Here is a 19,625-nt window from a genome sequence, read left to right as displayed (position 1 = left end):
TGATTTGTAAAATAGAGCCAAAAGGCATATTGACCGAATGCTAGAGTATATAGAACAATAATACAAGGAGGCGTGGCTTGTGACTAAAGTAAACATTGTTATTATCGACGACCATCAGTTATTTCGTGAAGGTGTAAAACGGATATTGGATTTTGAACCTACCTTTGAAGTGGTAGCCGAAGGTGACGACGGAGACGAAGCGGCTCGCATTGTAGAGCACTATCATCCTGATGTTGTGATCATGGATATCAATATGCCAAACGTAAATGGTGTGGAAGCTACAAAACAGCTTGTAGAGCTGTATCCTGAATCTAAAGTAATTATTCTATCAATTCACGATGACGAAAATTATGTAACACATGCCCTGAAAACAGGAGCAAGAGGTTATCTGCTGAAAGAGATGGATGCTGATACATTAATTGAAGCGGTAAAAGTAGTTGCCGAGGGCGGTTCTTACCTTCATCCGAAGGTTACCCACAACCTCGTTAATGAATTCCGCCGTCTTGCAACAAGCGGAGTTTCTGCACACCCTCAGCATGAGGTCTACCCTGAAATCCGCAGACCATTACATATTTTAACTAGGCGGGAATGTGAAGTGCTGCAGATGCTTGCAGACGGAAAAAGCAACCGCGGTATTGGCGAATCATTGTTTATCAGTGAGAAAACCGTGAAAAACCATGTGAGCAATATTTTGCAAAAAATGAATGTGAATGACCGGACGCAAGCCGTTGTGGTCGCTATTAAAAATGGCTGGGTAGAAATGAGATAGTATAAAATGAGACTTGCCTTTTACTAGGCAGGTCTTTTTTTAGTTTGCTGTTTCCCTTACAATAGAGTTATAAAGCAATAAGGCAGGTATCGAAGCTATGAATATTGCAGTAGTAACAGACAGCACAGCATATATTCCTAAAGAAATGCGTGAACAACATCAGATATATATGATTCCTCTCCAGGTTGTTTTTGGGGAAGAAACTTATCGTGAAGAAATCGAATTGGACTGGAAAAGCTTTTACGATGAAGTGAAAAAACATGCAGAGCTTCCAACGACTTCTCAGCCGTCAATCGGCGAGCTGGTTGCTCTGTATGAAGAGCTTGGCAAGTCTTATGATGCGGTCATCAGTATCCATCTTTCCAGCGGGATCAGCGGTACGTTCAGCAGTGCGGCAGCAGCTGATACAATGGTCGACAATATTAACGTGTATCCATTTGACTCGGAGATCAGCTGTTTGGCTCAAGGCTTTTATGCTCTTAAAGCTGCTGAATTAATTAAAAATGGAGCATCATCGCCGGAGGATATCATAAAAGAACTGGAAGAAATGAAAAAAACAGTTCGGGCATTTTTTATGGTAGATGATTTAGCCCATCTTCAGCGGGGCGGACGATTAAGCAGCGCCCAAGCCTTTATTGGGAGTCTTCTAAAGGTAAAGCCTATTCTTCATTTTGACAATAAGGTAATTGTGCCTTTTGAGAAGATTCGGACACGTAAAAAAGCCATTTCGCGAATTTATGAGCTTTTAGACGAAGATGCGAGTAAAGGATTGCCTATGCGAGCTGCTGTTATCCACGCTAATCGAGAAGAAGAAGCAGCGAAAATCATTGAAGAGCTTTCTGCAAAATATCCTCATGTTGAATTTTATAACAGTTATTTTGGCGCGGTTATCGGCACCCACTTGGGTGAGGGGGCGCTAGGAATGTGCTGGTGTTATAAATAACATAAAATCTCCGTTTTAGCAGCGGAGATTTTTTTATATTCTTATTTTGATTGCTGGACAGAAAATATTCACTGAGTCATACTGTCTCGAAAGGAGGGAGCCATACTGATTGTGCCAGCTGAAAAGACCATTTCTTTTTCAAAAGAATTGCGGCAGACGCTTCAAAGCCGTCACTTGCTCAGAACTGAACTCCCATTTTCCGATGAGCTGATTGAATGGCATATCGGGAATGGTTATATCGCCGCTCAAAACTCTATATCGATAAATAAACGGGGATATAGGTGTAACAGGTGCGGCCAAAATGATCAGCGGTATTTTTCTTTTTACCACTCGTCATCTGGAAATAATAGGATTTATTGCCGTTCCTGTGTCATGATGGGCAGAGTGAGTGAGGATGTGCCTTTATATTCGTGGAAAGAGGAAGATGAACCAAACTGGCAGCCTATCAAACTGACATGGGATGGCGAGCTCTCGAGCGGACAGCAAAAAGCCGCCAAAGTCTTAATTGAAGCCATATCAAAAAAAGAAGAGCTACTCATCTGGGCGGTTTGCGGCGCCGGCAAAACAGAGCTGCTATTCCCTGGGATAGAATCCGCGTTAAACCAAGGACTGCGTGTATGTATTGCGACACCGCGCACCGATGTTGTATTAGAGCTTGCTCCCAGGCTCAAGGCTGCCTTTCAGGGCGCTGACATTTCAGCGCTGTACGGAGGAAGCGATGACAAAGGGCGTTTATCTCCGCTTATGATTTCCACCACACATCAGCTATTACGATATAAAAATGCATTCGATGTTATGATCGTTGATGAAGTTGATGCCTTTCCGTATTCTGCTGATCAAACTCTTCAATTCGCTGTTCAGAAAGCAAGAAAGAAAAACAGCACCCTTGTTTATTTAAGTGCAACACCTCCTCAAGAATTAAAAAGAAAAACACTGAATGGGAAGTTACATTCAGTTCGCATCCCAGCAAGACATCATCGCAAACCATTGCCCGACCCGCGTTTTCTATGGTGCGGAAACTGGAAAAAGAAATTAAACCGAAACAAAATTCCGCCAGTAATAATTAGATGGATACAATGTCATGTAAAAGAAGGAAGGCCTGTTTTTTTATTTGTTCCCTCCGTTTTTGTTCTGGAAAAAGCAGCTGCATGCTTTAAAAATATGAATTGCCGAACAGCGTCAGTGCATGCGGAAGACAAGCACAGAAAAGAAAAAGTGCAGCAATTTAGAGACGGACAGCTTGATCTCTTACTCACAACAACAATTTTAGAAAGAGGCGTTACAGTTCCCAAGGTGCAAACGGGTGTGTTAGGGGCGGAATCGCCTATCTTTACGGAAAGCGCACTTGTTCAAATTGCAGGAAGAACCGGGCGGCATAAAGAGCATGCGGACGGTGATGTCATTTTTTTTCACTACGGAAAAACAAAGAGTATGCTGGATGCAAAAAAGCATATAAAAGAAATGAACGACTTGGCAGCAAAAAATGACTGAACAGACTAGCCATTATTTGAAAACGTGGTACAGTATACTCATATAACCGATGATGAGGAGCTGTAAAAATGCTTGTCAATTCTAAAGAAATCGTAATGAAAGAACTGCTCGACCGATATATGGACCAGCTTCATATGACCTGCACTTGCCAAGTATGCAAAAATGATGTCTTGGCACTTTCTTTAAACAAAGTGAGACCATCCTACGTCACTGATCTTAAAAAGATCGCATATACGAAAGCTGAGATGGTAGATAAACAAAAAAATACGGCTATGCTTGTCATTTTGGCTGAATCTGCAGCTGTGGTATCAGAGAGTCCAAGCGATTTATGCCAAACAAAGCAGGAGGAGGCATTCATAAACTGATCTGTCTGCTATGTGATTCGCAATTTTCTCAAGCTGTTACATGGAGAGCCCTTTTTTTATTAAAGCCTGATGAAAAGGTCTGTCATTCCTGCAGAAGCAAACTAAAGAAAATTACAGGGCGTATCTGCACCATATGCGGCAGACCTCAATCCGTTCATGCGATATGCAGGGATTGTGAGGCGTGGAAATCAAGGGTTAGTCACAGCTTGCTGCTCCGCCAAAATCGCTCAGTTTACACATATAATGATATGATGAAAGAAACGCTCTCCCGTTTTAAATTTAGAGGAGATGCAGAAATCATAAACGCATTTAAAAGTGATTTTTCTTCAACCTTCTCAGAGGTTTACCCCGATAAGCATTTTGTTCTCGTTCCTATTCCGCTGAGCAAGGAACGGGAAGAAGAGCGCGGATTTAACCAGGCTCAGCTCTTGGCAGAATGCTTAAACCGGCCTATCCGCCATCCCCTCATCCGCCTGAATAATGAGAAACAGTCTAAGAAAAAGAAAACAGAACGCCTGCTTTCAGAGCGTATTTTTGACACAAAAAACAACTCAGCCATAGGTATGAATATCATTTTAATAGACGATCTTTATACAACAGGCGCCACTTTGCATTTTGCAGCCCGCTGTTTATTAGAAAAAGGGAAAGCCGCTTCAGTGGCATCTTTTACCTTGATCAGAAGCTAAATGATTCTGTTTTTATGCCGATATAATCACTAGAAATTAACACAGGTATATTATCGAATAAGGAGAAAAAAGATGGGAAATCTGGCGAATTGTCCGAAATGCAATGCTTTATTTTTAAAAACAAAGCTGCAAACCGTATGTCAGGCGTGTATTAAGGAAGAAGAAAAATCATTTGAGATTGTATATAAGTTTTTAAGGAAACAGGAAAACCGGCAATCAACTTTGAGCCGGATAACCGAGGAAACAGGTGTAGAAGAAGAGTTGATATTGAAATTCATCAGGCAGAAACGCATTCAAATCACTCATTTTCCTAATTTGGCATACCTTTGTGAAAGGTGCGGGACGTCGATACGGGAAGGCAAGTTCTGCAAGGCTTGCCAGTCCGATATAAAGGCTCAAATGGACCATTTGGACCACGAAGACGCACTGAAAACCGAGAGGGAAAATGGTAAAAAAGACACATACTATGCCTATAATACCAAAAACAACTGATTCCCTAAACTAACTGAAAACGCAGTCGATAAAAGGGTTAGATTGTTTAAAGACTGCAACGGAAAGCGAGAGGAATCCTATGAAAATCAATCAATTTGGAACACAATCCGTTAATCCATACCAAAAAAATTATGAAAAGCAAGCGGTACAAAAAACTGCTGCACAGCCTCAAGATAAAATTGAAATTTCATCTCAGGCTAAAGAAATGCAAAGTGCATCCGACGCAGTCACTGGTTCACGCCAGGAAAAAATTGCGAAGCTTAAAGCGCAAATTGAAAACGGGTCATACAAAGTAGACGCAAATCATATAGCGAAAAATATGATTAACTTTTATAAAAAGCAATAACAAAGGAGAAAGCACATGTCAGCCAAGCCAATTATTGAACTATTGAAGCGACTTTGCGTTCTGCATGAGCACCTGCTCACGCTGTCTGAGGAAAAGACGGAAGCGCTCAAAGCCGGCAAAACAAAAGAGCTTTCTAACATTTTGACAAAAGAGCAAAAATATATTCAAGCAATCGGGCAGACAGAAGATGATCGGATCAAAGCAACTTCTGCTTTTCTCGGATACAGTGAAAATAACACCATTTCCGCATGTATCGCCAAAACCACAGGCAATGAAAAGGAAGAGCTGGAACAACTATATGAAGCTCTTTCCAACGTTCTCGGACATCTTAAAAAAGTGAATGAGATGAATAGGCAGCTGACGAGAGATGCGCTGCAATTCATCTCTATTTCATACGATATGCTGGTTCCTAAGGAAAATAACTTTAATTACAGCAAATCAATTAAAGCTGAGCTCCCGAAGAGCAGCCGGATGAAATTATTTGATTCAAAAGCTTAGCAGAAAGGAATTCAGAATATGACATCTACCTTTATGGGGCTTGAAACTGCAAGGCGGGCGTTAAGCGCTCAGCAGGCAGCGTTAAGCACGACTGCAAATAACGTGGCAAATGCCAATACTGATGGTTATACAAGACAACGGGTCTCATTGGAGGCAACTGACTATTTCCCTGCTGTATCAAAAAACGCAGAAAAAACTGCAGGGCAAATGGGTACGGGAGTACAAGGGAAGTCGGTTGAGAGAATAAGAGATATCTTTCTTGACTATCAATATCGTCTTCAAAACAACAGTGCCGGATACTACGACACGAAAGCCAAAGCTTTGTCCCAAATGGAAGGCATCTTAAATGAGACGGACGGCAGCGGATTAAACAGTGTGCTCAATTCGTTTTGGAATTCCTTACAGGAATTATCGAATAATACAAACGAAGACAGTGCGCGTTCTGTTGTCGCTGAAAAAGGAAAAGCTCTAGCAGAAACGTTTAATTATCTTTCTGAATCCCTTACAAATGTTCAATCGAACTTAAAAGCAGAGCTAGATACTACGGTGTTAGATGTCAATTCGGTGCTTTCTCAATTAAACAGCTTAAATAAGCAAATTGCACAAGTAGAGCCGGTCGGGCTTCTGCCGAATGGTTTATATGATCAGCGAGATTTGCTGATTGATAAATTATCCTCAATGGTTGATATAAAAGTTAGTTATAACAAATCAGGCGGGAATGCACTTGCTTCTGCTGAAGGAACTGTGTCAATTGAAATCCTTGATAAAAATAAACAGTCGCTGGGAACTGTTTTGGACGGTAAAAATTACGAGGTTTCCGAACTTGCAGCCAACTATGATAATGAAACTGGCTTAGTATCAAGTATTTCAATCGGGAACACTGCTGTACAGGCTGAGTCATTCAGCAGTAAGGGATCTCTTTTAGGATTAGTAGAGTCTTACGGGTATGTAACAGCAAACGGCGAAGAAAAGGGCGTATATCCGGACATGCTTTCTGATCTTGATAATATGGCACTTGAATTCGCAAAAGCTTTCAATGAGGTGCACCGAAATGGTTTGACCAAGAGCGGCGAACAAGGCGGGAACTTTTTTGATTTTACCGGCGGTGAAACTGAACCGGCAAAAGGAGCGGCTGGGAAGATTAAAGTAGCTGACAGCATATCAGATTCAAGCGGCGCGAATATTGCTTTCTCACTGACTGGTGCAGCCAACGATAATTCAAATGCAACAAAACTAGCGAATGTTTTAACCGGTGATATAACCATTAATGGTAAAAAGACAAGTGTGTTAGATTACTATTCAGGTCTGATTGGCGAGCTGGGAATAAAGGCGCAAGAAGCAAATCGCCTTTCGTCTAATACAGAAACACAGCTGAATGATGCGGACATAAACCGCCAACAAATGAGCGCGGTCTCTTTAGACGAAGAAATGACGAATATGATTCAATTCCAACACGCATATAATGCTGCCGCAAGAATGGTGACTTTACAAGACGAAATACTCGACAAAGTGATCAATGGCATGGGTGTCGGAGGAAGGTAGGTAGATCAATCAAATGAGAGTAACACAAGGCATGATTCAGCAAAACTCATTGAGATATATCGGTTCAAGCTACTCAAAGCTGGATAAGCTTCAATCACAGATTTCGTCAGGGAAAAAAGTCTCTAAAGCTTCCGACGATCCTGTAGTAGCGATGAAAAGCTTAAAGTATAATACGCAATTGTCTCAAGTGCAGCAATATCAAAACAATGCTTCTCAAGCATTTACCTGGCTTGAAAACACAGAAACAAACATTACTGAAGGAATTGACATCTTGTCAAAGGTCAGAGAATTAGCGGTTGAAGCTCAAAATGATACAAACGGCGAAGCGGAGCGGCAAGCGATTGGCGTAGAAGTGAAGCAGTTAAAGGACCAGCTTTTAAAGATTGCCAATACACAAGTGAACGGCAGATATATCTTTAATGGCACAAATTCAGACAAGCCTCCGGTTACAGATAACGGAGACGGAACTTATACAATTTCTGATACTGCTGATGTCGTTGTCAATATCTCAAATAATATGACATTGAAAGTGAATTCAGATCCAAAGTCAGCTTTTGGTGGTACTTCTGAAAGCGGTCAGAATGTATTTGAAATGCTTGACTCATTTGAGAAAGCACTTAGTTCAGGTTCACTAGATGGTATGGATAGCGTTTTAGATGATATTGATCAATTTTCTGATGGCATGAGCGCCGAACGCTCTGACCTTGGAGCGAGATATAATCGTCTTGAGCTGGTTAATACAAGACTGTCAGCTCAAGAAGAAACAGCTACAAAAGTGTTGTCAGACAATGAAGATGTAGAACTGGAAGAGGTAATAACGGAATTTATTGCGCAGCAAAGCGTGCATAGGGCTACTCTGGCTGTAAATGCGCAAATTGTTCAGCCTACATTGATTGACTTTTTAAAGTAAGCGGCTCTCAGGAGTTCGCTTTTTTTATAGTTCAGGAGGTAGAGTGATGCAAATTCCCAGATTGATTATGCATAGTGTTCAAGGAAGAATTGGTTTAACAACGACGCCCGCCAGTTTAAAAATGGAGCAGCCGCAAGCCGATCTTGAGATTCAGCAGCCAAACGCGGAAATGGAAATATCAGTGACACCTGGAAAACTCACGATTGATCAGACGCAAGCATGGGAAGAATTAGACAGAAAACATATATTCAAGAGAATCGAAGAAGAAGCCCAACAAGGGCATGAGGATGTAATGGAGGGGATAGCCCGCACCGCGGAAGAAGGGGACGAGCTTATGAGAATTGAAAATAAGGGGAATCCAATCGCTTCACAAGCAAGGAGGAACTCTGAGATGCATCAAATTCAATTAGGCGAACATTATGCTCCTTCTCTTTCAAGGGTGAAAATACAATATACCCCGTCACAGCTTGATATTCAAATTACGCCGCGAAAGCCTGTTATTCAGGCTGAACCGCGAAAACCAATTGTTGAATATACGCCGGGAGACGTTAAGGTTGACATGCTTCAGTACCCTGATTTAAATATAGATGTAGAATACCCGAAAGAATCACCAGAAAAGTAAACAGAAAAGGATTGTGAACAATGATCATTCATACTAAGTACCATGGCCAAATGAACGTAAAAGAAGAACAAATTATTCTTTTTGAAAACGGGATTCCTGGCTTTATAGAAGAAAAACAGTTCGTCATTCTCCCTCTTTCAGAAGACTCACCATTCGTGGCCCTGCAGTCCGTCACTACAGAAAACCTTGCGTTCATCGTTGTAAGTCCATTCATCTTTTTTAGGGATTATGAATTTGACCTTGATGAATCAACTGCTGAACTTTTGGATATCGATCATATTGAAGACGTAGAAGTCATGACAATCTTGACCATGGCAGAGCCATTTGAAAAATCAACTGCGAACTTATTGGCCCCCATTATTGTGAATCGCAAGAACATGATGGCTAAGCAAGTCGTTTTACACGACTCCTCATATACGACAAAGCATCCGATTGGAGGAGAATCATGCTAGTTTTATCGCGGAAAATAAACGAAGCGATTCAAATAGGTGTTGATATTGAAGTGAAAGTCATTGCGGTTGAGGGTGATCAAGTGAAACTTGGAATTGAAGCCCCAAAGCACATTGATATTCACAGGAAAGAAATTTATTTGACGATTCAGGAAGAAAATAACCGTGCAGCAGCGTTATCCAGCGATGTGATCTCCGCATTATCCTCACAAAAAAAGTGAGGATTTTTTTATTTTTGTATTAACAAAATCCGAGACAATCCGATATTAATGATGTAGCCGGGAGGAGGCGCAAAAGACTCCGCCAGTTATAAAAAATGAGGCACAAGGACGTGCCTAAAAACATATTCAGGGAGGAACAAAACAATGAGAATTAACCACAATATCGCAGCACTTAACACATTAAACCGTTTGTCTTCAAACAACGGTGCAGCACAAAAGAACATGGAGAAACTTTCTTCAGGTCTTCGTATCAACCGTGCGGGAGATGACGCAGCGGGTCTTGCGATTTCTGAAAAAATGAGAGGACAAATCAGAGGTCTTGATATGGCTTCTAAAAACTCTCAAGACGGAATCTCTCTTATCCAAACAGCTGAGGGTGCATTGACTGAAACTCACTCAATTCTTCAACGTGTTCGTGAGTTAACTGTTCAAGCGGGTAACACTGGTACTCAAGATGCAACGACAGACCTTCAAGCAATTCAAGATGAAGTTAATAACCTTCTTGATGAGGTAGATGGAATTTCTCAACGTACAGCTTTTAACGGTAAAAACCTTCTTGATGGTACGCAGACAAATGGATTCACTTTCCAAATCGGTGCCAACAAAGGTCAACAATTAACAGTTAATATTGGGGATATGAGTACTGCTGCTACAGGTCTTGACATGTTAAAAGCAGATTACAATGTAACAACAGCTACGGCAGCTAACACAGACGCGCTTTTAACTAAAGTAGATTCTGCAATTAACAAAGTATCTTCTGAGCGTGGTAAACTTGGTGCTGTACAAAACCGTCTAGAGCATACAATTAACAACTTAAGCGCTTCTGGTGAAAACCTAACAGCTGCTGAGTCTCGTATCCGTGACGTTGACATGGCTAAAGAGATGAGCGAGTTCACAAAGAACAACATTCTTTCTCAAGCTTCTCAAGCAATGCTTGCTCAAGCAAACCAACAGCCACAAAACGTACTTCAATTGTTACGTTAATTTTAAAGAAGACCTTGGCGTTGCCAAGGTCTTTTATTTATATTTCTCACTCCGAATCACTCCTCTTTCTGTCACTAACTCATGATATAATAACCGGATTCTCCACTAACTTTTTATAAATGTATTTTTAAACAAGAAATCTAAAACGGATGAGTTTTTTTCCAAAAATATGTGTAATCTTATCTCGGTTTAGTCGATATAAACGATAGATTGGGGCATAGGGGATGATCAATTGAATATTGAAAGGCTCACTACGTTACAACCTGTTTGGGATCGTTATGATACTCAAATACATAACCAGAAAGAGCATGAGAGTGAGGTTCCTGTTCATCAAGTTTCATATACCAATCTTGCTGAAATGATAGGGGAAATGAACAAGCTGTTGGAACCTTCGCAAGTTCACCTGAAGTTTGAGCTTCATGAAAAGTTAAATGAATACTATGTAAAGGTAATAGAGGACTCTACAAATGAAGTCATCCGTGAAATTCCGCCAAAACGGTGGCTTGATTTTTATGCGGCTATGACTGAATATCTTGGATTATTTGTAGATGAAAAAAAGTAGATTAGGAGTGATTTGAAATGGTCACGAGAATAACAGGTCTTGCATCAGGAATGGATATAGATGATATCGTCTCAAAGCTGATGAAGACAGAAAGAGCCCCGCTTGACAGGCTGACACAAAAAAAACAGACACTTGAATGGCAGCGTGACAGCTATCGTGAAGTAAATACAAAAATAAAAGAATTTCAAGATTATATGTCTAAAAATACGTTGACATATCCGAGTACGTATCAGAGCAAAACTGTGACAAGCTCAAATGAATCTGTGTTAACTGCGACAGGAAGCGCAAGTGCGCCAAACTCTTCTTCTACTGTTGAAGTAGCAAGCTTGGCAACCGCGGCGACGTATAAGGCAAATAATTATACGGGATACACACAAGGCGATTATAATTTGGCATTTAATGTTGTGGCGCCTGGAGAGACAACGGCAAAAACAGTTAACATCAGTGTGACGAGCGCTGATACGATTGATAATGTGATTTCTAAACTTAACAGCTCAGATCTCGGAGTATCAGCATTTAAAGATAAAATTTGGAACGGCACCGAGTATGTAGAAACGATCGCATTTTCTTCTAAAGCAACAGGTGCAGGCGGCAGCATACAGGCGGCAGATTCTGCTACAGCAGATTTTATGTCCGGCCAGCTTGGTTTTTCCTTGGACGCTGATAATAAGCTTACTGCTTACAAAGAAGGGATAAATGCAAAAGTCACCATCAACGGCTTTGAAATGGAGAAGCTGACAAACAACTTTACGGTTAATGGCGTTACCTACTCGATCAAAAATACAACTGCAGCCACAGGCCCTGTTACCACATCTGTTTCAACTGATGTTGACGGGATTTACAACCAAATTAAAGAGTTTGTGGATAAATACAATGAGTTGGTTGACAGCCTGAATGAAAAGCTGCAAGAAGAAAAGTACAGAGACTATACGCCACTGACGAGTGAACAAAAAGAAGCAATGTCTGATAAAGAGGTAGAACTCTGGGAAGAGAAGGCAAAAAGCGGTTTGCTGAGAAATGATACCAGCATCAGCACCGGTACGAACCAAATGCGGACGGATTTTTATACTCAAGTAAATGTTGATGGTAAAAACTATCAATTGACTGAATTTGGTATCACAACCTCAAGTGCGTACCAATTGCGAGGACATTTGGAGATTAATGAAGACAAACTGAAAGCTAAAATACAAGAAGATCCGCAAAGTGTCGCCGCATTATTTACAAGCGGAACGAACAGCAGCGCATATAGTGATAAAGGGATTATGAAACGCATCGGTGACACACTGAAAAGTACAGTGAAAAGCATTGAAGCAAAAGCAGGCAACTCTACAATGGGCGCCGATAACTACTCGATCGGTAAAAATTTAACCACGATCAGCACTGATATCATCAAAATGCAGGACCGATTGAACACGATAGAAAACCGCTACTATACAAAATTCAGTGCAATGGATTCTGCGATTCAAAAAATGAACGAACAATCGTCCTATTTATCACAGCTTCTTGTACAATAAATGTAATTTGGAGGATGACACATGGCGATCCAAAATCCTTATACAGCCTATCAGCAAAATTCAGTGAATACCGCTACACCCGGTGAACTGACGCTTATGCTGTATAATGGCTGTTTGAAATTTATAAGACTTGCCTCTCAGGCCATTGAGAATGATGATATGGAACGTAAAAATGAAAATCTGATTAAAGCGCAAAATATCATTCAGGAATTAAATTTTACACTTAACCGTAACATAGAGCTTTCTGCTTCCATGGGTGCGATGTACGATTATATGTATAGAAGATTGGTACAGGCAAATATCAAAAGTGATACGAGTATGCTCGCTGAGGTTGAAGGCTATGTAACAGATTTTCGCGATGCTTGGAAACAAGCCATGCAAAGTGAACGGAAGGGCCGGCACGGATCAGGCGGGATCGCATGAAAAACATAGATCAACTTTACACTGAGACGCAGAGTATGCTGTCACACATACAAGATACACCCGAAAGTGATGAACTTTTAAAGCAAATTGAAGACTTTGTGGCTAAACGGTCTGAACTGATTCAGGAGATCTCTCTGCCGCTTTCAGAAGAAGAAAAAAAGCAGGTGAAGCTTCTCCTGGAATGGGATCAGGTTATTGTGAAGGAAATGGAAAGGTTAAAGCGGTCTATCGCAGCGGAACTTCAGCAGGTGAAAAGAAAACGTGCAATGCATACGACATATTTAAATCCTTATAACAACTTCACGATTGACGGCAGATATTATGACAAGCGTAAATAGGTGAGTGCCTTGAAGAGCATTGAAGATTATACGCTTTTATCAGCTTATTATCATCTTCTTTTTACCATTGAGGAAGGGCTGTGTTATTTGATAGAGGCTGAACAGAATTTATCAAAAACAGAAGGGGATCGGATCTATCAAGATCTGATCCAAGCCTTTTTTTATTTGGATTCAACACATTCAACACTTCTCTTTATTATGGATACGCGGTGTGCTGAAATTTGTGTGAAAGCATTTGACCAGATTTTTGCAGAGTTTGATCATTTGGTTTCTTTCTCTTTTCCCTCTCATGAGTTCTGCGAGTATTTAAAAGAACATTTTCTGAGTCATTATAGAAAATGGATGCTGTCTATTCATCAATGTATGGAACCCTTTGTAATCAATTAGGCGAGTGTGAGGTATTTGTTTCATTTAACCAGCATATACATATACCTCCGAACCGCCAAAACATCAGTAACTCCAAACACAATTCGACAGAGTTCACTGAATTTTCACAAAAAGTTTACGTTTCAGCAGGAATTGTAAAGGGTAAAAGAGAAATAGATACATATCCTTAATAAAAGGGAGGCGTTCTTTGATGAACTATAACATCAGAGGAGAAAATATTGAAGTGACACCCGCGTTAAAGGATCATGTCGAGAAGAAGATCGGCAAACTGGAGCGTTATTTTGACCATAGCGTGAATGCCGATGTGAACGTCAACTTGAAGTTTTACAATGACAAGGAGTCTAAAGTTGAGGTTACGATTCCGATGACAGATCTGGCGCTTCGGTCTGAGGTGCATAACGAGGATATGTACAACGCAATTGATCTCGCAACAAACAAACTGGAACGTCAAATCCGCAAGCATAAAACGAAAGTAAACCGTAAATTCCGCGAGCAGGGTTCTCCAAAACATTTATTGGCAAACGGCCTTGGCTCTGATACAGATATTGCGGTTCAGGATGAAATAGAAGAGGAGGAGAGCTTGGACATTGTCCGTCAGAAACGTTTTAATTTAAAGCCGATGGATAGTGAAGAAGCGATCTTGCAAATGAATATGCTCGGCCATAATTTCTTTGTATTCACAAATGCGGAAACAAACCTTACAAATGTCGTGTACCGCAGAAATGATGGGAAATATGGCTTGATTGAACCGACTGAATAATGAAGAACAGCCTTCCGTGATGTCCGCGGAAGGTTTTTGTTTTTCTTATTTGCAAATTCTTTGGAAATAACAAAAGGTATGATATGATAATGAGAGGTATACATGGACTAGTAAATTATTTATACATGCCTGCAAAAACAGGCATGTGATGATAGAGGAGCGTTATAAATGCTTGGAATTTTAAATAAAATGTTTGATCCAACAAAACGTACGCTGAGTAGATACGAAAAAATAGCTAACGATATTGATGCGATTCGCGGAGACTATGAAAATCTCTCTGACGAGGCGCTGAAACATAAAACGATTGAATTTAAAGAGCGCCTTGAAAAAGGGGCGACAACTGATGATCTTCTTGTTGAGGCATTCGCTGTTGTTCGGGAAGCTTCGCGCCGCGTAACCGGCATGTTTCCGTTCAAAGTCCAGCTCATGGGGGGCGTGGCGCTTCATGACGGAAATATCGCGGAAATGAAAACAGGGGAAGGGAAAACGTTAACGTCTACTCTGCCTGTTTATTTAAATGCGTTAACAGGTAAAGGCGTACACGTCGTGACTGTCAACGAATACTTGGCAAGCCGTGACGCTGAGCAGATGGGGAAAATTTTCGAGTTTCTCGGCCTGACTGTCGGTTTGAACTTAAACTCAATGTCAAAAGATGAAAAACGGGAAGCTTATGCCGCGGACATTACTTACTCCACAAACAACGAGCTTGGCTTCGACTATTTGCGTGACAATATGGTTCTTTATAAAGAGCAGATGGTTCAGCGCCCGCTTCATTTTGCGGTAATTGATGAAGTTGACTCTATTTTAATTGATGAAGCGAGAACACCGCTTATCATTTCTGGACAAGCTGCAAAATCCACTAAGCTGTATGTACAGGCAAATGCTTTTGTCCGTACGTTAAAAGCAGAGAAGGATTATACGTATGATATCAAAACAAAAGCTGTTCAGCTTACTGAAGAAGGAATGACGAAGGCGGAAAAAGCATTCGGCATCGATAACCTGTTTGATGTGAAGCATGTCGCGCTCAACCACCATATCAACCAGTCCTTAAAAGCTCACGTTGCGATGCAAAAGGACGTTGACTATGTAGTGGAAGACGGACAGGTTGTTATTGTTGATTCGTTTACGGGACGTCTGATGAAAGGCCGCCGCTATAGTGAGGGGCTTCACCAGGCGATTGAAGCGAAGGAAGGGCTTGAAATTCAAAATGAGAGCATGACCTTGGCGACGATTACGTTCCAAAACTACTTCCGGATGTATGAAAAGCTTGCCGGTATGACGGGTACGGCTAAGACAGAGGAAGAGGAATTCCGCAACATCTACAACATGCAGGTTGTCACGATTCCTACTAACCAGCCTGTTGTCCGTGACGATCGTCCCGATTTAATTTACCGCACGATGGAAGGGAAGTTTAAGGCGGTTGCGGAGGATGTCGCGCAGCGCTACATGACGGGACAGCCTGTTCTTGTCGGTACGGTTGCGGTTGAAACGTCTGAATTGATCTCTAAGCTGCTTAAAAACAAAGGGATCCCGCATCAAGTGTTAAACGCCAAAAACCATGAACGTGAAGCGCAGATCATTGAAGAAGCCGGCCAAAAAGGCGCAGTTACAATTGCGACAAACATGGCGGGGCGCGGAACGGACATTAAGCTTGGCGAAGGTGTAAAAGAGCTTGGCGGCCTCGCTGTAGTCGGAACAGAACGACATGAATCACGCCGTATCGACAATCAGCTTCGAGGACGTTCCGGACGTCAGGGAGACCCGGGGATCACCCAATTTTATCTTTCTATGGAAGATGAATTGATGCGCAGATTCGGAGCTGAGCGCACAATGGCGATGCTTGACCGCTTCGGCATGGACGACTCTACTCCAATCCAAAGCAAAATGGTGTCCCGCGCGGTTGAATCGTCTCAAAAACGCGTCGAAGGCAATAACTTCGATTCACGTAAACAGCTTCTGCAATATGATGACGTTCTCCGCCAGCAGCGTGAGGTCATTTATAAGCAGCGCTTTGAAGTCATAGACTCTGAAAACCTGCGTGAAATCGTTGGAAATATGATCAAGTCTTCTCTCGAACGGGCAATTGCTGCTTATACACCAAGAGAAGAGCTTCCTGAGGAGTGGAAGCTTGACGGTCTTGTTGAGCTTGTCAACACGACTTATCTTGATGAAGGCGCCCTGGAGAAGAGCGACATCTTCGGCAAAGAGCCGGATGAAATGCATGAGCTCATCATGGACCGCATCATGACCAAATATGATGAAAAAGAAGAAAAATTCGGCGAAGAACAAATGCGCGAATTCGAGAAAGTCATTGTGCTTCGTGCCGTTGATTCAAAATGGATGGACCATATCGATGCGATGGATCAGCTGCGCCAAGGGATTCACCTTCGTGCTTACGCGCAAACCAACCCGCTGCGTGAGTATCAAATGGAAGGCTTTGCGATGTTTGAGCATATGATTGAATCAATTGAGGACGAAGTCGCAAAATTTGTGATGAAAGCTGAGATTGAAAACAATCTGGAGCGTGAAGAGGTTGTACAAGGCCAGACAACGGCTCATCAGCCGCAAGAAGGCGACGATAACAAAAAAGCGAAGAAAGCACCGGTTCGTAAAGTGGTTGATATCGGCCGAAATGCCCCATGCCACTGCGGAAGCGGAAAAAAATATAAAAATTGCTGCGGCCGGACTGAATAGTTCGCTCAGGCATAGTTTTGTGACCGCGGCGCCTGGCGCGCCCGCGGATCTTTTAATGAGGTGAATGGAATGGAATTATCAGAAATCAGAGCAGAGCTCGAAAATATGGCTTCTCGTTTAGCGGACTTTAGGGGGTCTCTTTGACCTCGAATCAAAGGAGGCCCGCATCGCTGAGCTAGATGAACAAATGGCTGATCCGGAATTCTGGAATGATCAGCAGAAAGCCCAAACGGTCATCAATGAAGCAAACGGTTTAAAGGATTATGTCAATTCGTATAAAAAATTGAATGAATCCCACGAAGAATTGCAAATGACTCATGATCTCTTGAAAGAAGAGCCGGACTCTGACCTCCAGCTTGAGCTTGAAAAAGAACTAAAATCATTGACAAAAGAGTTCAATGAGTTTGAGCTTCAGCTTCTCCTTAGTGAGCCGTATGATAAAAATAACGCGATTTTAGAACTGCACCCTGGTGCTGGCGGTACAGAGTCACAGGACTGGGGCTCTATGCTTCTCAGAATGTATACCAGATGGGGAGAACGCCGCGGCTTTAAGGTCGAAACGCTCGATTACCTTCCAGGTGATGAGGCGGGAATTAAGTCAGTCACATTGCTGATCAAAGGACACAATGCCTACGGTTATCTAAAAGCAGAAAAAGGTGTCCATCGTCTCGTGCGGATTTCACCATTTGATTCATCGGGCCGCCGCCATACGTCTTTCGTTTCATGTGAAGTCATGCCTGAATTTAACGATGAGATCGATATTGATATCCGTACGGAAGATATTAAAGTTGATACGTACCGTGCAAGCGGAGCGGGCGGACAGCACGTCAATACGACGGATTCAGCGGTTCGGATTACGCACTTGCCGACGAATGTGGTTGTAACGTGCCAAACAGAGCGTTCACAAATTAAAAACCGTGAAAGAGCCATGAAAATGCTGAAGGCCAAGCTGTATCAGCGCAGAATTGAAGAACAGCAGGCAGAGCTGGATGAAATTCGCGGCGAACAAAAAGAAATCGGCTGGGGCAGCCAAATTCGCTCTTACGTATTCCATCCGTATTCCATGGTAAAAGATCATCGGACGAACACAGAAATGGGTAACGTTCAAGCGGTAATGGACGGAGACATTGATACATTTATTGATGCCTACCTGCGTTCTAAGCTTTCATAAGCAGAAAACACACCTGATGTATGCAGGTGTGTTTTTTTCATTCCTTCATATCCTTGATTTCACTGCTGCTTTAGCATATTACCACTGTATTTGGGTGTTATTTACATCTGATCAGGGAAGGATTAAAATCTATCGGAGAGCATTGGATGAAACGGAGGATATATGATGGACGTAAGGAATAAAACATATCGGATTTTACAGGATTATGTATACATACTGATAGGAGCAGCGATTACAGCCGTGTCCTTTAATGTATTTTTGCTTCCAAACAAGATAGCCGCCGGCGGTGTCAGCGGAATCAGCACGATTTTGCAGTCATATGGTTTTGAAGCAGCCTATGTACAATGGATTATTAATATTCCTTTATTTATTGCCGGTGTTATTTTGCTTGGCGGAAAATTTGGGCTTAAGACGCTTGCGGGTTCTGTTTTTTTGCCGCTTGTTGTGTTTTTGACAAGAGATATTCAGCCTGCGACCCATCACGAGCTACTGGCGGCGATTTTTGGCGGTGTCGGCATCGGAGTCGGGATTGGCATTGTGTACTTAGGAAAAGGTTCGACGGGAGGTACGGCCTTGGCTGCACAGATCATTCATAAGTACTCCGGTCTGTCATTGGGAACGTGTCTTGCCATCATTGACGGATTGATTGTCATTACGGCTATGATCGTATTTAATATTGAGCAAGGCTTATATGCCATGCTTGGCGTCTTTGTGTCCAGCAAAACGATTGATGTCGTTCAAGTAGGCTTTAATCGTTCAAAAATGGCGCTCATTATTACAAAGCAGGAGCAGGCAGTCAAGGAAGCCGTTTTACAGAAGATTGACAGGGGCGTGACGAAAATTTCCGCGGTCGGCGGATATACTGACGATGACCGCCCGATTTTAATGTGCGTGGTTGGGCAAACTGAATTCACCAAATTGAAACAAATCGTCAAACAGATTGATGAGTCTGCTTTTGTGATTGTAGCGGACGCGAGCGAGGTACTGGGCGAGGGTTTCAAACGCGCTTAAACGAGGTTATAATATGGAAGAGATCGTAAAGGAGTTGTGCTTCTCAACATGAAATCAAAGTTATCGATACTAATGCTTGGATTTGCGCTTTCTATTCTGCTGGCAGCCTGCGGTTCAAACGATGCAAAAGAAGAGAAGACAGACACCGGCAGCAAGACTGAAGCCTCTGCATCTGAAGGGGAAGAATTATATCAACAAAGCTGCGTTGGCTGCCACGGTAAGGATTTAGAAGGTGTGTCAGGGCCTAACCTCCAAGAGGTTGGAGGCAAATACGACGAACACAAAATTGAAAGCATTATTAAAAACGGACGGGGCAATATGCCAAAGGGGCTTGTAGATGATAAGGAAGCCGCTGTTATTGCTAAATGGCTGTCAGAAAAAAAGTAAGATAAAAAAATCTTTGCCGCAGTGCAGGCAAGGATTTTTTTATGCGGTGACAATGTGAAT

General features: G+C 42.1%; 24 protein-coding genes. All 24 read left to right on the top strand.

The window, feature by feature from the left end:
- Positions 1-79 precede the first annotated feature (79 nt).
- The 24 genes from degU to cccB all read left to right on the top strand — a co-directional run bounded on the left by degU (position 80) and on the right by cccB (position 19,565).
- Positions 80-769 (top strand): two-component system response regulator DegU, encoded by a 690-nt coding sequence (gene degU / locus EFK13_RS18220; RefSeq protein WP_003219701.1) that lies wholly within the window; start codon positions 80-82, stop codon positions 767-769.
- A gap of 97 nt (positions 770-866) precedes the next feature.
- Complete coding sequence (locus EFK13_RS18215) at positions 867-1,712, top strand: DegV family protein (RefSeq protein ID WP_129507441.1); 846 nt, start codon at positions 867-869, stop codon at positions 1,710-1,712.
- Between the two features lie 105 nt (positions 1,713-1,817).
- The gene (gene comFA / locus EFK13_RS18210; RefSeq protein WP_129507442.1) at positions 1,818-3,203 is read left to right on the top strand and encodes an ATP-dependent helicase ComFA; all 1,386 of its coding nucleotides are present in this window, start codon (positions 1,818-1,820) and stop codon (positions 3,201-3,203) included.
- Positions 3,204-3,271: 68 nt separating this feature from the next.
- Positions 3,272-3,568, top strand: a complete 297-nt coding sequence (gene comFB / locus EFK13_RS18205; protein WP_064816344.1) for a late competence protein ComFB — start codon at positions 3,272-3,274, stop codon at positions 3,566-3,568.
- Positions 3,532-4,254 (top strand): double zinc ribbon domain-containing protein, encoded by a 723-nt coding sequence (locus EFK13_RS18200; protein WP_129507443.1) that lies wholly within the window; start codon positions 3,532-3,534, stop codon positions 4,252-4,254. Before comFB ends, EFK13_RS18200 begins: the two co-directional genes overlap by 37 nt.
- A 72-nt stretch (positions 4,255-4,326) precedes the next feature.
- Entirely contained in the window at positions 4,327-4,746 is a 420-nt protein-coding gene (locus tag EFK13_RS18195) for a TIGR03826 family flagellar region protein (RefSeq protein ID WP_129507444.1), read from the top strand.
- A 79-nt stretch (positions 4,747-4,825) separates the two neighbouring features.
- Complete coding sequence (gene flgM, locus EFK13_RS18190; protein ID WP_103747356.1) at positions 4,826-5,092, top strand: flagellar biosynthesis anti-sigma factor FlgM; 267 nt, start codon at positions 4,826-4,828, stop codon at positions 5,090-5,092.
- A 15-nt stretch (positions 5,093-5,107) separates the two neighbouring features.
- The gene (flgN, locus tag EFK13_RS18185; protein WP_129507445.1) at positions 5,108-5,590 is read left to right on the top strand and encodes a flagellar protein FlgN; all 483 of its coding nucleotides are present in this window, start codon (positions 5,108-5,110) and stop codon (positions 5,588-5,590) included.
- Positions 5,591-5,608: 18 nt separating this feature from the next.
- On the top strand, positions 5,609-7,132 hold the full coding sequence (flgK, locus tag EFK13_RS18180) for a flagellar hook-associated protein FlgK (RefSeq protein ID WP_129507446.1): 1,524 nt from the start codon (positions 5,609-5,611) through the stop codon (positions 7,130-7,132).
- 13 nt (positions 7,133-7,145) lie between these two features.
- Positions 7,146-8,042, top strand: a complete 897-nt coding sequence (gene flgL, locus EFK13_RS18175) for a flagellar hook-associated protein FlgL (protein WP_129507447.1) — start codon at positions 7,146-7,148, stop codon at positions 8,040-8,042.
- 46 nt (positions 8,043-8,088) lie between these two features.
- Positions 8,089-8,664, top strand: coding sequence for a DUF6470 family protein (locus EFK13_RS18170; protein ID WP_129507448.1), 576 nt, complete (start codon positions 8,089-8,091; stop codon positions 8,662-8,664).
- 20 nt (positions 8,665-8,684) lie between these two features.
- The gene (fliW, locus tag EFK13_RS18165; RefSeq protein ID WP_129507449.1) at positions 8,685-9,116 is read left to right on the top strand and encodes a flagellar assembly protein FliW; all 432 of its coding nucleotides are present in this window, start codon (positions 8,685-8,687) and stop codon (positions 9,114-9,116) included.
- Positions 9,110-9,334 carry a carbon storage regulator CsrA gene (csrA, locus tag EFK13_RS18160; protein ID WP_129507450.1) on the top strand — a complete coding sequence of 75 codons (225 nt, stop codon included), beginning with the start codon at positions 9,110-9,112 and terminating at the stop codon, positions 9,332-9,334. Before fliW ends, csrA begins: the two co-directional genes overlap by 7 nt.
- 144 nt (positions 9,335-9,478) lie before the next feature.
- On the top strand, positions 9,479-10,318 hold the full coding sequence (gene hag, locus EFK13_RS18155; protein WP_129507451.1) for a flagellin Hag: 840 nt from the start codon (positions 9,479-9,481) through the stop codon (positions 10,316-10,318).
- A 232-nt stretch (positions 10,319-10,550) separates the two neighbouring features.
- The gene (gene flaG / locus EFK13_RS18150) at positions 10,551-10,880 is read left to right on the top strand and encodes a flagellar protein FlaG (RefSeq protein WP_129507452.1); all 330 of its coding nucleotides are present in this window, start codon (positions 10,551-10,553) and stop codon (positions 10,878-10,880) included.
- Positions 10,881-10,897: 17 nt separating this feature from the next.
- Positions 10,898-12,394, top strand: coding sequence for a flagellar hook-associated protein 2 (locus EFK13_RS18145; protein ID WP_129507453.1), 1,497 nt, complete (start codon positions 10,898-10,900; stop codon positions 12,392-12,394).
- 21 nt (positions 12,395-12,415) lie between these two features.
- On the top strand, positions 12,416-12,817 hold the full coding sequence (gene fliS / locus EFK13_RS18140; RefSeq protein ID WP_129507454.1) for a flagellar export chaperone FliS: 402 nt from the start codon (positions 12,416-12,418) through the stop codon (positions 12,815-12,817).
- On the top strand, positions 12,814-13,155 hold the full coding sequence (gene fliT / locus EFK13_RS18135; protein ID WP_129507455.1) for a flagellar protein FliT: 342 nt from the start codon (positions 12,814-12,816) through the stop codon (positions 13,153-13,155). Before fliS ends, fliT begins: the two co-directional genes overlap by 4 nt.
- 9 nt (positions 13,156-13,164) lie before the next feature.
- The gene (locus tag EFK13_RS18130; RefSeq protein WP_129507456.1) at positions 13,165-13,542 is read left to right on the top strand and encodes a DUF8042 domain-containing protein; all 378 of its coding nucleotides are present in this window, start codon (positions 13,165-13,167) and stop codon (positions 13,540-13,542) included.
- 190 nt (positions 13,543-13,732) lie between these two features.
- Positions 13,733-14,302, top strand: a complete 570-nt coding sequence (gene hpf, locus EFK13_RS18125) for a ribosome hibernation promotion factor (RefSeq protein ID WP_064816157.1) — start codon at positions 13,733-13,735, stop codon at positions 14,300-14,302.
- Positions 14,303-14,470: 168 nt separating this feature from the next.
- Positions 14,471-16,996 carry a preprotein translocase subunit SecA gene (gene secA, locus EFK13_RS18120; protein WP_129507457.1) on the top strand — a complete coding sequence of 842 codons (2,526 nt, stop codon included), beginning with the start codon at positions 14,471-14,473 and terminating at the stop codon, positions 16,994-16,996.
- A 69-nt stretch (positions 16,997-17,065) separates the two neighbouring features.
- Positions 17,066-18,167 (top strand): peptide chain release factor 2 gene (gene prfB / locus EFK13_RS18115; protein WP_101172229.1). Its coding sequence is split into 2 segments (ribosomal slippage): positions 17,066-17,137 and positions 17,139-18,167, totalling 1,101 coding nucleotides; the frame shifts between segments, so codons are not numbered across the junction.
- Positions 18,168-18,332: 165 nt separating this feature from the next.
- On the top strand, positions 18,333-19,178 hold the full coding sequence (locus EFK13_RS18110) for a YitT family protein (protein WP_129507783.1): 846 nt from the start codon (positions 18,333-18,335) through the stop codon (positions 19,176-19,178).
- Between the two features lie 48 nt (positions 19,179-19,226).
- Positions 19,227-19,565, top strand: a complete 339-nt coding sequence (gene cccB, locus EFK13_RS18105) for a cytochrome c551 (protein ID WP_064816160.1) — start codon at positions 19,227-19,229, stop codon at positions 19,563-19,565.
- Positions 19,566-19,625: the final 60 nt, after the last annotated feature.

It is taken from the genome of Bacillus cabrialesii (assembly GCF_004124315.2).
GTDB lineage: Bacteria > Bacillota > Bacilli > Bacillales > Bacillaceae > Bacillus > Bacillus cabrialesii.
This window is presented reverse-complemented; position numbering and strand designations above follow the sequence as displayed.

What these genes read in the sequence shown, in the direction of transcription:
- EFK13_RS18215 (WP_129507441.1), top strand. Translation starts at nt 867, where the DNA reads ATGAATATTGCAGTAGTAACAGACAGCACAGCATATATTCCTAAAGAA.
- comFB (WP_064816344.1), top strand. Translation starts at nt 3,272, where the DNA reads ATGCTTGTCAATTCTAAAGAAATCGTAATGAAAGAACTGCTCGACCGA.
- EFK13_RS18200 (WP_129507443.1), top strand. Translation starts at nt 3,532, where the DNA reads ATGCCAAACAAAGCAGGAGGAGGCATTCATAAACTGATCTGTCTGCTA.
- EFK13_RS18195 (WP_129507444.1), top strand. Translation starts at nt 4,327, where the DNA reads ATGGGAAATCTGGCGAATTGTCCGAAATGCAATGCTTTATTTTTAAAA.
- flgM (WP_103747356.1), top strand. Translation starts at nt 4,826, where the DNA reads ATGAAAATCAATCAATTTGGAACACAATCCGTTAATCCATACCAAAAA.
- flgN (WP_129507445.1), top strand. Translation starts at nt 5,108, where the DNA reads ATGTCAGCCAAGCCAATTATTGAACTATTGAAGCGACTTTGCGTTCTG.
- flgK (WP_129507446.1), top strand. Translation starts at nt 5,609, where the DNA reads ATGACATCTACCTTTATGGGGCTTGAAACTGCAAGGCGGGCGTTAAGC.
- flgL (WP_129507447.1), top strand. Translation starts at nt 7,146, where the DNA reads ATGAGAGTAACACAAGGCATGATTCAGCAAAACTCATTGAGATATATC.
- EFK13_RS18170 (WP_129507448.1), top strand. Translation starts at nt 8,089, where the DNA reads ATGCAAATTCCCAGATTGATTATGCATAGTGTTCAAGGAAGAATTGGT.
- fliW (WP_129507449.1), top strand. Translation starts at nt 8,685, where the DNA reads ATGATCATTCATACTAAGTACCATGGCCAAATGAACGTAAAAGAAGAA.
- csrA (WP_129507450.1), top strand. Translation starts at nt 9,110, where the DNA reads ATGCTAGTTTTATCGCGGAAAATAAACGAAGCGATTCAAATAGGTGTT.
- hag (WP_129507451.1), top strand. Translation starts at nt 9,479, where the DNA reads ATGAGAATTAACCACAATATCGCAGCACTTAACACATTAAACCGTTTG.
- EFK13_RS18145 (WP_129507453.1), top strand. Translation starts at nt 10,898, where the DNA reads ATGGTCACGAGAATAACAGGTCTTGCATCAGGAATGGATATAGATGAT.
- fliS (WP_129507454.1), top strand. Translation starts at nt 12,416, where the DNA reads ATGGCGATCCAAAATCCTTATACAGCCTATCAGCAAAATTCAGTGAAT.
- fliT (WP_129507455.1), top strand. Translation starts at nt 12,814, where the DNA reads ATGAAAAACATAGATCAACTTTACACTGAGACGCAGAGTATGCTGTCA.
- hpf (WP_064816157.1), top strand. Translation starts at nt 13,733, where the DNA reads ATGAACTATAACATCAGAGGAGAAAATATTGAAGTGACACCCGCGTTA.
- secA (WP_129507457.1), top strand. Translation starts at nt 14,471, where the DNA reads ATGCTTGGAATTTTAAATAAAATGTTTGATCCAACAAAACGTACGCTG.
- EFK13_RS18110 (WP_129507783.1), top strand. Translation starts at nt 18,333, where the DNA reads ATGGACGTAAGGAATAAAACATATCGGATTTTACAGGATTATGTATAC.
- cccB (WP_064816160.1), top strand. Translation starts at nt 19,227, where the DNA reads ATGAAATCAAAGTTATCGATACTAATGCTTGGATTTGCGCTTTCTATT.